This window comes from Oerskovia enterophila, from assembly GCF_044748475.1.
GTDB lineage: Bacteria > Actinomycetota > Actinomycetes > Actinomycetales > Cellulomonadaceae > Oerskovia > Oerskovia enterophila.
On the sequence record NZ_JBIVFZ010000008.1, the window covers coordinates 136,869 to 151,128 of the forward strand.

12 protein-coding genes are annotated in these 14,260 nt (G+C 72.7%); 9 read left to right on the top strand and 3 right to left on the bottom strand.

Annotation, left to right across the window (positions count from 1 at the left end):
* The first annotated feature begins 51 nt into the window (after positions 1-51).
* The 6 genes from ACIPWA_RS19995 (at position 52) to ACIPWA_RS20020 (ending at position 6,212) form a co-directional block, all read left to right on the top strand.
* Positions 52-582 carry a GNAT family N-acetyltransferase gene (locus tag ACIPWA_RS19995; RefSeq protein WP_400292354.1) on the top strand — a complete coding sequence of 177 codons (531 nt, stop codon included), beginning with the start codon at positions 52-54 and terminating at the stop codon, positions 580-582.
* Positions 583-704: 122 nt separating this feature from the next.
* Positions 705-1,145: a universal stress protein gene (locus tag ACIPWA_RS20000; RefSeq protein WP_068625062.1), complete on the top strand. Its 441-nt coding sequence runs from the start codon at positions 705-707 to the stop codon at positions 1,143-1,145.
* 97 nt (positions 1,146-1,242) lie between these two features.
* A complete protein-coding gene (locus ACIPWA_RS20005) occupies positions 1,243-2,307 on the top strand; it encodes an alpha/beta hydrolase (RefSeq protein WP_082849040.1) in 1,065 nt (354 codons plus the stop codon).
* A gap of 208 nt (positions 2,308-2,515) precedes the next feature.
* Positions 2,516-3,208, top strand: a complete 693-nt coding sequence (locus ACIPWA_RS20010) for a hypothetical protein (protein WP_400292357.1) — start codon at positions 2,516-2,518, stop codon at positions 3,206-3,208.
* A 236-nt stretch (positions 3,209-3,444) separates the two neighbouring features.
* Complete coding sequence (locus ACIPWA_RS20015) at positions 3,445-5,535, top strand: sensor histidine kinase (protein WP_400292360.1); 2,091 nt, start codon at positions 3,445-3,447, stop codon at positions 5,533-5,535.
* A complete protein-coding gene (locus ACIPWA_RS20020) occupies positions 5,532-6,212 on the top strand; it encodes a response regulator (protein ID WP_400292361.1) in 681 nt (226 codons plus the stop codon). The genes ACIPWA_RS20015 and ACIPWA_RS20020 overlap by 4 nt, the downstream gene beginning before the upstream one ends.
* Before the next feature lie 51 nt (positions 6,213-6,263).
* Here the strand turns inward: ACIPWA_RS20020 and ACIPWA_RS20025 are convergent, their stop codons facing one another.
* Positions 6,264-6,740 (bottom strand): hypothetical protein, encoded by a 477-nt coding sequence (locus tag ACIPWA_RS20025; RefSeq protein ID WP_400292363.1) that lies wholly within the window; start codon positions 6,738-6,740, stop codon positions 6,264-6,266.
* 194 nt (positions 6,741-6,934) lie between these two features.
* Between ACIPWA_RS20025 and ACIPWA_RS20030 the strand changes: the two genes are divergently transcribed.
* Positions 6,935-8,113, top strand: a complete 1,179-nt coding sequence (locus tag ACIPWA_RS20030) for an epoxide hydrolase family protein (protein ID WP_400292365.1) — start codon at positions 6,935-6,937, stop codon at positions 8,111-8,113.
* A gap of 160 nt (positions 8,114-8,273) precedes the next feature.
* Here ACIPWA_RS20030 and ACIPWA_RS20035 read toward each other — a convergent pair whose 3' ends face one another.
* On the bottom strand, positions 8,274-9,329 hold the full coding sequence (locus ACIPWA_RS20035) for a 2,3-butanediol dehydrogenase (protein ID WP_068625081.1): 1,056 nt from the start codon (positions 9,327-9,329) through the stop codon (positions 8,274-8,276).
* A 271-nt stretch (positions 9,330-9,600) separates the two neighbouring features.
* On the opposite strand from ACIPWA_RS20035, the gene ACIPWA_RS20040 reads away from it, so the two are divergent.
* Positions 9,601-10,647 (top strand): 5'-3' exonuclease, encoded by a 1,047-nt coding sequence (locus ACIPWA_RS20040; protein ID WP_400292367.1) that lies wholly within the window; start codon positions 9,601-9,603, stop codon positions 10,645-10,647.
* Between the two features lie 127 nt (positions 10,648-10,774).
* Here ACIPWA_RS20040 and ACIPWA_RS20045 read toward each other — a convergent pair whose 3' ends face one another.
* Complete coding sequence (locus ACIPWA_RS20045; protein ID WP_191805822.1) at positions 10,775-10,915, bottom strand: hypothetical protein; 141 nt, start codon at positions 10,913-10,915, stop codon at positions 10,775-10,777.
* Between the two features lie 200 nt (positions 10,916-11,115).
* Between ACIPWA_RS20045 and ACIPWA_RS20050 the strand changes: the two genes are divergently transcribed.
* The gene (locus ACIPWA_RS20050) at positions 11,116-14,121 is read left to right on the top strand and encodes a carbohydrate binding domain-containing protein (RefSeq protein WP_400292371.1); all 3,006 of its coding nucleotides are present in this window, start codon (positions 11,116-11,118) and stop codon (positions 14,119-14,121) included.
* Positions 14,122-14,260 lie beyond the last annotated feature (139 nt).

The window sequence follows — 14,260 nt, forward strand, 5'->3', positions numbered from 1 at the left end:
CGTGGACGGGCGGGGCCTTGTGCGTCGTGGTGCACGCTGTACCGTGCCGGGATGACCCACGCACCCACCGTGACCGTCCGCCGCGCGACCCGTGAGGACCTGCCCGCGATCGCCGAGATCGCGGCGCACTACGTCCTGCACACGGTCACGACCTTCCAGACCGAGCCGCTCACGCTCGCGGGCTGGGAGGAGCGGTGGGAGTCGCTGCGGGCGGCGGGCCGTCCCTTCCTGGTCGTCACGGTCGCGGACGGCTCCGGCCTGCCCGACGACGTCGCCGGGTTCGCGTACGTGGGCGCCTGGCGCGAGCGGCCCGCCTACGCGGCCACGGCCGAGGACACCATCTACCTCGCTCCGGGCAGCGAAGGTCGAGGCCTGGGCCGAGCGCTGCTGTCCAGGCTCCTCGACGAGGCGCGTGCGGCCGGGGTCCGAGAGGTCGTCGCGGTCGTGAGCGACGCCGAGTCCCCCGCGTCGGTGGTCCTTCACGAGAAGCTGGGCTTCCGACAGGTCGGTCGGCTCGAACGGGTCGGCTTCAAGCACGGCCGGTGGCTCGACACCGTGCTGCTCCAACGCTCGCTCGGCTGACGTCGCGCCCGGGCGGGCCCGGGAGCGCGAGGTGAGCGGCGCCGTCGGGCCTGTGCACACCGCACGACCGATCCGCGCGCCCGTGGCACGACGGTCACGCGCGCCCGTGGCACGATGGACAGATGATCCGACCCCTGCTCGTCGGAGTGCACCCGGGCCAGCACCCGGACATCGTCCAGCGTGCCGCCGGCTTCGCCCACGCGTTGGGGACGTCGCTCGTGTGCGTGTGGGTCGACGTCGGGCCCGTGGCGGACGACGGCTCCGGAGAGCGACGCCTGACGACCGAGCTCGACCGCGCGCTGCGCGGGACCGGCGTCGCGTGGAGCCTCGTGGTCGCGGGCGACGGCGACGTGGCCCGGCAGCTCGACGAGGCCGCAGTGACGCACGACGCCGCGATCGTCGTGGTCGGCGCCCATCGTTCGGGGGCCGACGGGTGGCGCAACGAGGCCCTCGGCGGCTCGGTCGCCGGCCGGCTCTCCCACCTGCAGCACCGGCCCGTGGTCGTGCTGCCCGTGCTCCCGCCGCCCAGCCAGGAGAGCACCGAGGACACCGCCGGGGACTGAACCGTCCCCGGCTGCAGGCAGCGGCGGACGCCCGGGCCACCCGGGACGGCACGTGCGCTGCCGCGCTGCGACCCGTCCCCCTGGCTAGGCTCCGGGCATGGTCTCCCCCTCCCCGACGTCCCCGGCGTCCCCAGCCGACAGCCCCGCGGTGCGGCGTCGCCGCTGGCCCCGGGTGCTCGCCTGGGTCGGCGCGTCGCTCGGGGTCGTGGCGATCGGGACGTTCGTCGCGTTCCAGGTCAGCCCGTGGCCGTCGGCCCTCCTCATCCGGTACGCGTTCGACAAGGGCGGCCACGAGACCGACCAGAAGCTCTCGGCGCTCGTGCCGTCCGGCGTCGTGAGCACGACCGACGTCGCCTACCGCGCCGACGACCCCGACGCGCTCCTCGACGTGCACCGTCCCGCGAGCGCCGAGGGTCCGCTGCCCACGGTCGTGTGGACGCACGGCGGCGGGTGGGTCTCGGGCACCAAGGAGCAGGTCGCGAGCTACGCGAAGATCGTCGCGAGCCACGGGTACACGGTCGTCGCGATCGACTACTCGATCGCGCCCGGCGCGACCTACCCCACGCCGCTGTTCGAGCTCAACGACGCGCTCGCCTACGTGACCGAGCACGCCGACGAGCTGGGCGTGGACCCCGGGCGGATCGTCCTCGCGGGAGACTCGGCCGGGTCCCAGATCAGCGCGCAGGTCGCGGGCGCGGTCACGAGCCCGGCGTACGCGCGGGAGCTGGGTCTCGAACCTGCGATCGGGCCCGACCAGCTCGCAGCCGTGGTGCTGCACTGCGGTGCGTACGACATCGGGCTCGTCGACACCTCGAAGGGCGGCGCGAGCGCCTGGTTCCTCGAGACCGTGCTGTGGTCGTACTCGGGGACCAAGGACTTCGCCGACGACCCGCGCTTCGCGGCCGCGTCGGTCACGGACCACGTGACCGCGGACTTCCCGCCCGCGTTCCTCACGGGCGGCAACGCCGACCCGCTCACGCCGCAGGGCAGGGCTCTGGTCGCGCGGCTCGCGGAGGAGGGCGTCGAGGTCGACGCGATCTTCCAGCCCGACGGCGAGGAGCCCGGCCTGGGCCACGAGTACCAGTTCGACCTCTCGACCGAGGCCGGGCAGGTCGCGCTCGACCGGAGCCTGGAGTTCCTGGCGAAGCACACGTCGGGCTGAGCCAGGCGGTCGCCCGCTGAGTGCATGATTCGGCCGCGACTCGCCGGGCGTGTCGCAGCACGAACATGCACTCGGCGCCCGCCGAACCGCCCAGCCTCCCAGGACATCCGCCCCTGCCGCCCGGGACGCCTCCCGCCCCACGCTCGTCGTGTCAACCACCCACGGCCGCCGCCCGCCGGGCCGGCCCTCCGACACGCAGGGGTCCACCATGACCGCACGACCGACAGCACCCGTCACGTCCGACGCCGCCCTCGCCCACGGGCACCCCGCCCGCACGTCCCGCGCCTGGGCGTGGACCGGCGTCGCGGCCGGCGTCCTGGGCATCGTCTCGATCCAGGCCTCCATGGCGCTCGGCGCCGACTGGGAGCAGACGGCAGGCGACGCCGACGCGATCGTCGCCGACCTCGCGGGCAAGACGTCCACGCTCCTCGTCTTCCACACCGCGACCGTCCTGGTCGCGATCCTCGTCCTGGTCTTCGCGGCAGGGCTCAAGCGACGCCTCGACGTCCAGGCCCCGGCGGGCAGCCTCCTGCCGACGGTCGCAGGCTCGGGACTCGTCCTGACCTCGGTCGCGGCGCTCATGGGCTCGGGGCTCGACACCCAGTTCATGTTCGGGTTCGCCGAGCTCGACAAGATCGTCCCCGAGTCGGGCGCGTTCTACGCCGACTGGACCGCGACCATCCCCTGGCTGTGGGTCGGCGCGGGCCTGACCGCGGTCGCCGTGGCCGTGGCGTCGCTGCGGCACGGCGCCGCACCGCGCTGGATCGGGGTCGTGAGCCTGCTCCTGGGCGGGCTCACGCTGCTCGTGGGCGTCTCGCCCCTGCAGTACATGGCAGGGTTCGTGGGTCCGCTGTGGCTCACGGTCGCAGCGCTCGGCTTCGCGCTGGGCGACCGTCGCTGACCTGCCCGACGGCGCACGGCACCGTCGGGTTCACGTCACCGAGCGCCCGGGTCGTCCCGGGCAGCGCGACCGGCCCCGTCCCCCTCTCCGGGGGCGGGGCCGGTCGCGGCCGTGCAGCCCGGCGTGCGGGTGGAATCGTTCCCGCCCTCTGTCGCGCGGCCGGTCCCGCCCCCTACCGTGGCGCTGTGGGCGCAGACGCAGGGGACGTTCCACCGGAGTCCTCCGGCGGTCCTGCCGTGCCCTCGCGCAGATCGGCGTTCGGTCGCGCGAGCCTAGGTAGCGCGGGACTGCCGCGGACGGCGCTCGCCATCGCGATCGTCTCGTGGCTCCTGGGCATCGCGGCGCTCGTGCTCCAGCTCACCTCGGGTGTGGGCGTGCTGCTCGGCGACCTGCTGTTCGTGGTCGTCGACGCCATGGTCGCGATCGTCTACGGCTCGGTCGGGGCGATCATCCTGTCGCGCCGGCGGCACGTCGTCGGCTGGCTCGTCTCGCTCGCGGGGATCGGCGGAGGGTTGGCCGCGCTCGGCGGGGCGTGGCGCAGCTTCGCGAGCACGCACCCGGACCTGCCGCCGCTCGAACCGCTCGCCGCGGCATACGGTCTCGCGTGGGTCCCGGGGACGATCGGGCTGTTCGTGCTCGTGCCGTGGTTCGTGCGCGACCACCCGTTGTCCGTGGGCGCGTGGCTCGGGGTCGCGGGCGGCGTCGGCTCGATCCTCTTCTTCCTGCTCGCACCGGTCGACGACCCACGGCCGGCGATCCTCGGCGTCGTCGTCATGGGGCTCGTGACCGCGGCCGCGACGTGGTGGCGGCACCGGCACGGGCCTCCCGAGGAACGCCGCGGCCTGGGGCTCCTGGCCCTGGGCGCCGCGATCATGGCGCTGTCGTTCCTCCCTCTTCTCGGGACGTGGGACTCGCCGGACGCGATCCTCGCGCTGCCCTTGACCCATCTCGCGTGCCAGGCCCTGTTCCCTGCCGCGCTGCTCGTCTCGGTCCTGCGCAACCGGCTCTGGGGCCTGGACCTCGCGCTGAGCCGCGCGACGATCGGCGCGCTCCTGACCCTCGCGCTGGTCGTCGTCTACGTCGCGCTCGTCGTCGCCGTGACGGCTCTCGTCGGCAACCGGCCGCTCGCCCAGGTGCTCGCCGCGGTCGGTGTCGTGCTCGCGGTCCAGCCCGCCCGCACCTGGCTCCGGCGGCGCGTCCGCACCCTCGTCTACGGCGAGACGACCGACCCGGGACGGGCCGTGCTGCGCATGGGACGCCAGCTCGGGGTCGCCGCGACCGCGGACGAGCTGCTCCACGGACTGGTCGCCTCGACGGGCGAGTCGCTCAGGCTCGAGTCGGTCACGCTCACGAGCGGTGGGGGCCTAGCGGGCGCGGCGGCGTCCTCCCGCACCGCCTCGCTCGCGGGCGGCGCCCCGGCCGCACGAACGGGCTCCGGGTCGGCGAGCACGGTCCCCGGGGCGCCACCCGGGACGGTCGAGGCGTCGTGGGGCTCCCCCACCTCGGTCCACGTGACCCACGTGCCCGTCGAGCACGGCGGCCAGGTCCTCGGGGACCTCGCCGTGACACCCCGCGCCGGCGAGCGCCTCGACGCACGCACCCGGGACGCGCTCGCCCAGCTCGTGCCGGTCGTCGCCGCAGGCCTCGCCCTGGCGAGCGGCGCGCGCGACCTCGAGCGTGCCAAGGACGCCGTGACCCGGGCGCGTCTCGCCGAACGGCGACTGATCCGTCGGGAGCTGCACGACGGCGTCGGGCCGTGGTTGAACGGGCTGCGGCTCGGGCTGCAGGGTGCGCGCAACACGCTCGCGACCGACCCCGCCGCCGCGGCCGCGGTGCTCGAGGCTCTCCAGCACGAGGTCGAGCAACGGGTCGGGGACGTGCGCACTCTCTCGCGCAGCCTGCTGCCCCCCGCGCTCGACGAGGCCGGTCTCGAGGCCGCGCTGCACGACCTCGCCGACCACCACGACGCCGACGGCTTCGCGGTCGAGCTCCTGTGCGGGCCGTGCGACGACCTCGACACGCGCATCGCCGCCGCTGCCTACGCGATCGCGAGCGAGGCGGTCATCAACGCGTCCCGTCACAGCGGGGCCGCGGGCTGTCGCGTCGAGGTCGCCGCGCACCCGCCCGGTGTCCCCGAGCCGGGGACGCACCTGGTCGTGACGTGCGACGACGCGGGCTCCGGCGTCGGGCAGGACGCGCAGGCCGGTGTCGGGACGCGGTCCATGCGGGAGCGCGCCGAGGAGCTCGGTGGGACGCTGGAGATCACCCCGCTCGCACCGCGCGGCACGCGCGTGCGGGCCGTCCTCCCCCGGAAGGTCGTGCTGTGAGCCCCATCCGCGTGGCCCTCGTCGACGACCACCCCGTCTTCCGCATCGGGATGGCGGCGCTGCTCGACTCGCTCGAGGGCGTGAACGTCGTGGCCCAGGCCGCGAGCGCCGCGGAGGCCCGAGCCGTGCTGGGCGCACCGGAGGGGCTCGACGTCGTGGTCATGGACCTCGACCTGGGTGACGGGTCGGGCGTCGAGCTCACGCGGGACCTGGCGCGAGACCGCCCGGACGTGCCCGTGCTCGTCATGTCGATGCACGAGGACGACGACTCGGTCGCGGCCTGCCTGCGCGCCGGGGCGCGCGGGTACCTCGTGAAGTCGGCGTCGCCGCACGAGGTCGAGCGGGCGGTGCGGGCCGTCGCGAACGGCGAGCTGATCCTCGCACCGGGGGTCGCGGCACGCGCCGTGGCCAACGTCCTGGGCGGCTCGCGGACGGCCGTGCCGTTCCCCCAGCTCACCGACCGGGAGCGCGAGGTGCTCGCGCTCGTCGCCGCGGGGCTCGACAACACCGCGATCTCGCGGCGGCTGTCCCTGAGCACCAAGACGGTCCGCAACTACGTCGCGGGCGTGCTCGCCAAGCTGTCGTTGCGCGACCGGGCGGCGGCGATCGTGCGGGCGCGCGAGGAGGGCCTGGTGGACGACGACGGGTCGTCGGCGCGCGCGGCGGCCTCCCGCTGAGTGCGGAGCAGTTGTCGCCGATGGGCCCGATCGACGACAACTGCTCCGCACTCACCGCACCTCGACGTGCCAGAACGTGTCGGTCGCGAGGTCGTAGCGCAGGACGGGAGCAGCAGGGTCCCCCTCCGCGTACAGCGGGACGTCGCGCGACAGCCGACTGCCGACGAGCCGCAGCAGCCCGCACAACCGGTCGATCCCCACCTGCCCCTCGAGCTCGCGCAGGTCGACGTCGAACGCGATCTCGTCGACCGCGTGCGGGTAGACGTTGACCTGGACGCCCGCGAACGGCCGCACACTCAGGGTCGGGGGTTCGTCCAGCGGGCGCCCGTCGGGGAACAGCGCTGCCGCGCGGGGCCAGGGAGCCCCCTTGGCGTGCGCCACCTCGTGGGGCCACCCCTGCTCCTCGACGAGGTCCAGGAGGGACTGCCAGTCCTCGAGGCCGATCTCGCCGACCACGACGTCCGGCAGGTACCCGTTCCACTCCGGGTCGAGGGCATCGATCACGTCGCTCCAGCGCAGGTCGGTCATGGGGTGAGTCTGGCAGCCCCGCTGAGTGCATGATTCGGCTGCGACTCGCCGGGCGTTTCGCAGCGCAATCATGCACTCAGCGCCCACGAACCCAGCCCGACGGCGGAGCGCACCTTCCGCGTCGAGGGTGCGCTCCGGCGTCGGGCAGGAATAGCGGACAGAGGCTGACCGCTACCGCGCGTAGCGTCGAGGACATGGACACGACGACGAGCTCCACGATCCGCCCCTTCCGCCTCGAGATCCCGCAGGCGGACCTCGACGACCTGGCCGACCGTCTCGCGCGGACCCGGTTCCCCGCCCCGCTGCCGGGCGACGGCTGGGACACGGGAGTCCCTGTCTCCTACCTGCGCGAGGTCGTCGAGCACTGGCGCGCGTCCTACGACTGGCGCGCGCAGGAGGCCGCCATCAACGCCCATCCGCAGTTCCTCACCGAGATCGACGGGCAGCGGGTCCACTTCCTGCACGTCCGCTCGCCCGAGCCCGACGCGCTCCCGCTGCTGCTCACGCACGGCTGGCCGGGGTCGTTCGCCGAGTTCCTCGACGTGATCGGGCCGCTCACGGACCCGCGCGCGCACGGCGGCGACCCCGCGCAGGCCTTCCACGTCGTGATCCCCTCGCTCCCGGGCTTCGGCTTCTCAGGACCCACCGAGGCCGGCTGGAACAGTGCTCGCATCGCGGTCGCGTGGGCCGAGCTCATGCGCCGGCTCGGCTACGAGCGCTACGGCGTGCAGGGCGGCGACGTGGGCGCGGGGGTCTCGCCCGAGGTCGCGCGCGCGACCGGGAGCGACGGCACCACAGGACCGGTCGTGGGCGTGCACCTCAACGGCAACATCGGCATGGCGTTCCACGAGATCGGCGAGGACGAGCTCGCGAGCCTCACGGAGCTCGAGCGCGACCGTCTGAGCCGGATCGGGCGCTTCATGACCGAGGAGCTCGGTTACGTCTCGATCCAGGGCACGCGCCCCGGGCTGATCGGCGCGGCGCTCACGGACTCGCCCGTCGGGCAGCTCGCGTGGATCCTCGACAAGCTCAAGGCCTGGACGTTCCCCGCGGACGAGCTGCCGCACGAGGTGCTCGGCTGGGACCGGATGCTCACCGACGTGATGATCTACTGGCTGACCGGCACGGCCGGGTCGTCGGCGTACATGGCGTACGCGAGCGAGAGCGCGTGGGACGCGCCCAAGCCCCCGACCGGCGTCCCGACGGCCGTCATCGTGTTCGCGCACGACGTCGGCATCCGCCGGTACGCCGAGGCCCAGCACCGGATCACACGGTGGACCGACGTCGAGGGTCGCGGGGGCCACTTCGCGGCGATGGAGGAACCAGAGGCGTTCGTCGCCGACGTGCGGGAGTTCTTCGCGACGGTCCGCTGAGCGGCGGCAGGCCGTCCGGTCTCCGCCGAGTGCATGATTGCGCTGCGACTCGCCGGGCGTTTCGCAGCGCAACCATGCACTCAGCGCCCAAGAACCCGGCCCGACGGCGGAGCGCACCTTCCGCGTCGAGGGTGCGCTCCGGCGTCGGGCCGGGAGCCCGTCACGGGTGGACGAGGATCTTCACCGCGGTCTCGTTGCGGTGGATCAGGGTGTCGAAGCCCTCGGTCACGAGGTCCTCGAGCGGGATCTTCGCCGTGATGAACGGGGCGAGGTCGATCTTGCCCTCCTGGACGAGCTTGATCGTCTCGGCGTGGTCGCGCACGTAGGCGATGGTCCCGCGCAGGTCGATCTCCTTGAGGACGAGCTTCTGCATGTCGACCGCGGCGGCCTTGCCCCAGATCGACACGACCACGATCACGCCCGCGGGGCGGACCGCGTCGAAGAGCTGGTCGAGGACCGCGTTGACGCTCGTGCACTCGAAGGCCACGTCGACGCCGCGACCGTCCGTGATCTCGCGGACGCGGGCGATGAGGTTGTCCTGCGTGGGGTCGACGACGTGGTCGGCGACGTGCGTCTCGCGAGCCTTGGTCTTCCGGGCCTCGGAGACCTCGGACATGATGACCGTGACGCCGCGCGCCTTGAGGACCGCGGCCGTGAGCAGCCCGATGGGTCCCGCCCCTCCGACGAGCGCGACGTCGCCGGCCTGGGCGCCCGAGCGGACGACCGCGTGGTGGCCGACCGAGAGCGGCTCGATGAGCGCGGCCTGGTCGAGGGGGATGTCGCCCACGGGGTGGACCCAACGACGGTCGACGACGACCTTCTCGGAGAGCCCGCCGCCGCCACCGGCCAGGCCGATGAAGCCCATCTTGACGCACAGGTGGTAGTTGCCGGCCTCGCACTGCGCGCACTCGCCGCACACGAAGTAGGGCTCGACGACCACGGACTCGCCGATCGTCAGGTCGTCGACGCCCTCGCCCAGCGCGGTCACGGTCCCGGAGAACTCGTGGCCCATGGTCACGGGGATCTCCTCGTGCGACAGGGGGTGCGGGCGGCCCTTGGCGGGCGTGAAGATGGGGCCGTCGAGGTATTCGTGCAGGTCCGAACCGCAGATCCCGCACCAGGCGATGTCGATCGCGACCGCGCCCGGCCGCAGCTCGGGGGCCGGGACGTCCTCGATGCGGATGTCTTCTCGTCCGTGGAAACGTGCAGCCTTCATGATCCTCGCCACGCCTTCTCTCGTTGGTCGCTGGGTTCCTGACAGGCGACCCCGGACGGGTCGCCTCGATGCCCGGGGCAACTTCCACCCTAGGCACGTGACCTGCGGAAGAGCCCGGCCAAAGGTCCCGAATCGGATGTGACACATCCCTCCTCGCAGCGTCAGATCAGGGACCTCCGCGGCCGGGTGTCGGGGCGTCGCACCGGTCGGGGCGCGCGGCACCCGGGCCGTGGACCGGCCCGCGTGGGCGGCCGCCGGTACGTTGGGTGGCATGACGGACCCGGCGACGCCCGCTCCCCTGCGCGACACCCAGCTCCCCGGCCACGGCGGCCTGCTGCTGCTCGACTCCGCGTCGCAGTACTTCCGTGCGTTCTTCGGGGTCCCGGACTCGGTCAGGGCCCCTGACGGCACGCCCGTCAACGCCGTGCGCGGCTTCCTCGACACCATCGCGGTGCTCGTCACCGAGCGCCGGCCCGCGCGCCTCGTGGCGTGCTGGGACGACGACTGGCGCCCCGCGTTCCGCGTCGACGCGATCCCGTCCTACAAGGCCCACCGGGTCGCGACCGAGGTGCCCGGGACCACGGGCATCGAGGAGGTCCCCGAGGCCCTGACGACCCAGGTCCCCGTCATCGTCGAGGTTCTCGCGGCCCTCGGGATCGCGCGCGTCGGCTGCCCGGGCTACGAGGCCGACGACGTGATCGGCACGCTCGTCGAGCGCGAGTCGGCCCGGCGGCGCGCCCTGCGCGAGGCGGGCGAAGGGATCGGTGCGAGCGACTCCCGTGGGCCTGATGTCGGGCCCGTCGAGGTCGTCACGGGAGACCGCGACCTGTTCCAGCTCGTCGACGACGACGTGCCAGTGCGCGTGCTGTACACCGCTCGGGGTCTCAAGAAGCTCGACGTCGTGGACGTCGAGCGTCTGGCCGAGCGCTACGGCGTGGCGTCGGGCCAGGCGTACGCCGACATGGCCGCGCTGCGCGGCGACCCGAGCGACGGCCTGCCGGGCGTCGCGGGCATCGGCGAGAAGACGGCCGCGGGACTGCTCGCCCGCTACGGCGACCTTGCGGGCATCCTGCGCGCACGCGACGAGGGCGACCCCGGCCTGAGCCCCACGCAGCGACGCCGCCTGTCCGAGGCCGCGGACTATCTGGACGTCGCCCCGCTCGTGGTCCAGGTCGCGCGCGACGCCCCCCTGCCCGCAGTGCCCGACGACGTCCCGTCCGCCCCCGCGGACGCTGCGGCCCTCGACGCGCTCGCCTCGCGCTGGGGACTGCGGTCGAGCGTCGACCGGGTCCTGGAGGCGTTCGCGTCCGTGCGCTGAGAGGCGTTCGCGTCCGTGCGCTGAGAGGCGTTCGCGTCCGTGCGCTGAGCGGCGTTCGCGTCCGTGCGCTGAGCGGCGTTCGCGTCCGTGCGCTGAGGCGTCAGCAGCGCCGTGCCGACCTCGGAGCTCAGGTGCGGGGGCGGCGACGACGCCGCAGGCCGCGCTCCTCGCCACGCACCCCGCTCAGGAACGCCCTGGCGACGACCACCACGTAGACCACGAGGGCCAGCACGCAGACGAGCGTGACGACGTGCCACGGCTTGATCATGTCCATCGTCCACCCCGCTCGGCGCCAGTGCGCCGGGTCGCTTCGTCGCGCGTCCGCGCGCCGGAGTCGAGCCTCCCACACCTCTGGTCAGTCCTGTGGATGTCCTGTATGTTCCCGCAAGGAAGGCTGCAACGTTACGCAACCTTGCAGAAGTCACACCGTCGTGACTCTCGGCGGTGCCCCCTTGATGAAGGAAGATCATGCGATCAACGACGTTCGCACGGTGGAGACGACCCGTCGCCCTCCTCCTCGGCCTCGGGCTCCTGGGCCCGCTCGCCGTCACCTCGGTGGCCACGTCGGCCGCCGGCGCGACCAGCGGCGAGGCCTCGACCACGGTCTACTACCCGGCCCGAGCCGGCTGGACCACGACCAACGTCCACTACGGCGTCACGGGCGGCGCGTGGACCACGGTCCCCGGCGTCGCCATGGCGCCCGCGTGCGACGGCTGGCTCAGCCGGACCATCCCGCTCGGGACGGCCGCCGGGGCCCAGCTCACGTTCAACAACGGGTCGGGCACCTGGGACAACAACGGCGGCCGCAACTACACGGTCGGCTCGGGCATCGTGGTCGTCAAGGACGGCGCCGTCACGACCGGGACGTCTCCCTGCGCCACCACGCCGGACCCTGAGCCCACGCCCGAACCCACGCCGACCGAGACCCCCACGAGCTCGGCGACCCTCTACTACTCGACGACGTGGACCGCCCCGAAGATCCACTTCAACACCACGACCGCGGCCTGGACCACGGCGCCGGGCAAGGCCATGGAGGCCGCGTGCACCGGGTGGTTCCGGTTCACCGTCGACCTGGGAGCCGCCAGCGGCGGCAAGGTCGTCTTCACCAACGGCTCGGGCACGTGGGACAACAACGGCGGCAAGGACTACGCCTACGGCCCCGGGATCTCGACCGTGAAGAACGGGGCGCTCACGGCGAACGCGACCGACCCGTGCCCGCCCGTCGTCCCCGAGGTCCCCGACACCACGGCCCCGTCGGTCCCCTCGGGCCTGGCCGTGACCGGTACGGGCATCGGCCTCACCGCGAGCTGGACCGCGTCGACCGACGACACGGCCGTCGCGGGCTACACCGTGACGCGCACGGGCGGCGCGGGCACCGTCACGCGTGACGTCACGGGCACGTCCGCGACCGACGCGAACCTCCTCGAGAACACGGCGTACTCGTACTCCGTGACCGCGTTCGACGCGGCCGGGAACCGCTCCGCGGCGAGCACGACGGCCTCGAGGACGACCGGTACCAAGCCGACGACGCCCCCCGCCACGACCGGTGAGCCGCTCGGCGGCGACCCGCGCGAGGACTCGATCTACTTCGTCATGACCGCACGCTTCAACGACGGCGACGCGACCAACAACCGCGGTGGCTCGATGGACGTGAAGTCGGGCAACGCCGCGAACGACGACCCCATGTTCCGGGGCGACTTCGAGGGCATCGTCGACAAGCTCGACTACATCAAGGGCCTCGGGTTCTCGGCGATCTGGATCACGCCCGTCGTGCTCAACCGGTCCGACTACGACTTCCACGGCTACCACGGGTGGGACTTCTACCGCGTGGACCCGCGGCTCGAGTCGGAGGGCGCGAGCTATCAGGACCTGATCGACGCGGCGCACGCCAAGGGCATCAAGATCTACCAGGACGTCGTGTACAACCACTCGTCCCGCTGGGGAGCAGAGGGGCTGTTCACCCCGACCGTGTATGGCGCGCGCGACGCGCAGTGGAGCTGGTACTACGACCAGCCCGTCGCGGGCAAGGAGTACGACCCGCTCGAGGAGGACGCCGACGGCTCGACGTACAACGGTGACCTGTGGTCCTCGACGCAGCCCGCGGGCCAGAACTGTGCCGGCTGGGGTGTCCCGGTCGGCTACTCGGCCGAGGGCTACAGGACGTACAGCTGCCAGTGGCCCAACGCGACGTCGGGCATGTTCCCCTCGAACCTCTACCACCCCTGCTGGATCGGGAACTGGGAGGGCAAGGACGCCCAGGACTGCTGGATCCACGAGGACCTCGCGGACTTCAACACCGAGAACGAGCAGGTGCAGGACTACCTGATCGGCGCGTACAACAAGTACATCGACATGGGCGTCGACGGGTTCCGGATCGACACTGCGGTCCACATCCCCCGCGTCACGTGGAACCGGGTCTTCCTGCCCGCGATCCAGGAGCACGCGGTCGCGACGCACGGCGAGAAGGGCAAGGACTTCTACGTGTTCGGGGAGGTCGCGCAGTTCGTGCACGACAAGTGGAACCGCGGGTCCGTGAACCACTCCGCACCGTTCTACACCTGGGACGAGCGCAAGGAGTACTCGCTCGACGACGTCGTCGCCGCGGCCGAGCAGTTCCAGTACGAGAACCTCATGGGGCCGGCGAACCAGCCGACGAGCACCAACGCGACCCTGCTCGGGAACACGTACCACGCGCCCGACCACTCCAAGGCGTCGGGCATGAACATCATCGACATGCGCATGCACATGAACTTCGACGACGCCTCGAACGCCTTCTGGTCCGGCAAGGACTCCGACGACGTCACGAACGACGCGACGTACAACACGGTCTACGTGGACAGCCACGACTACGGGCCCGGCAAGTCCCAGACGCGGTTCGCCGGGGGCACCGACGCGTGGGCCGAGAACATGAGCCTCATGTGGACGTTCCGCGGCATCCCGACGCTCTACTACGGCTCGGAGATCGAGTTCCAGGCGGGCAAGAAGATCGACTGCGGTCCGACCTGCCCGCTCGCCACCACGGGGCGCGCCTACTACGGCGACCACCTCGCGGGGACAGTGGTGGCGAACGACTTCGGCGTCGTCACGTCGGCCACCGGGGCCGTCGCGACGACGCTCCAGCAGCCGTTGGTCAAGCACGTCCAGCGCCTCAACCAGATCCGCCGGGCGATCCCGGCGCTCCAGAAGGGCCAGTACTCGACCGAGGGGGTCTCGGGTGGGATCGCATACAAGAAGCGGTTCACCGAGGGGCCCGTGGACTCGTTCGTCCTGGTCGCGGTGAGCGGCTCGGCGACGTTCTCGGGCATCCCGAACGGCACCTACGTCGACGCCGTGACGGGCGACCGCAAGGTCGTCACCGGCGGATCGCTCGCGGTGTCCGTGAGCGGCAAGGGCAACATGCGCGCCTACGTGCTCGAGCTGCCCGGCAACCCGGCGCCGGGCAAGGTCGGTGAAGCAGGTCCGTACCTGAGGTAGCGGTCGACGAGCGGGTGCCACCTCCCTGAGGCGGCACCCGCTCGTCGCGTGCCACCAGCCGCACGCCCGTGCGGTTGACAACGCTGTCATCGGTGCAGGATCGTTCTTCACGACGCTGCACCGTCGCAACCTCTCACCT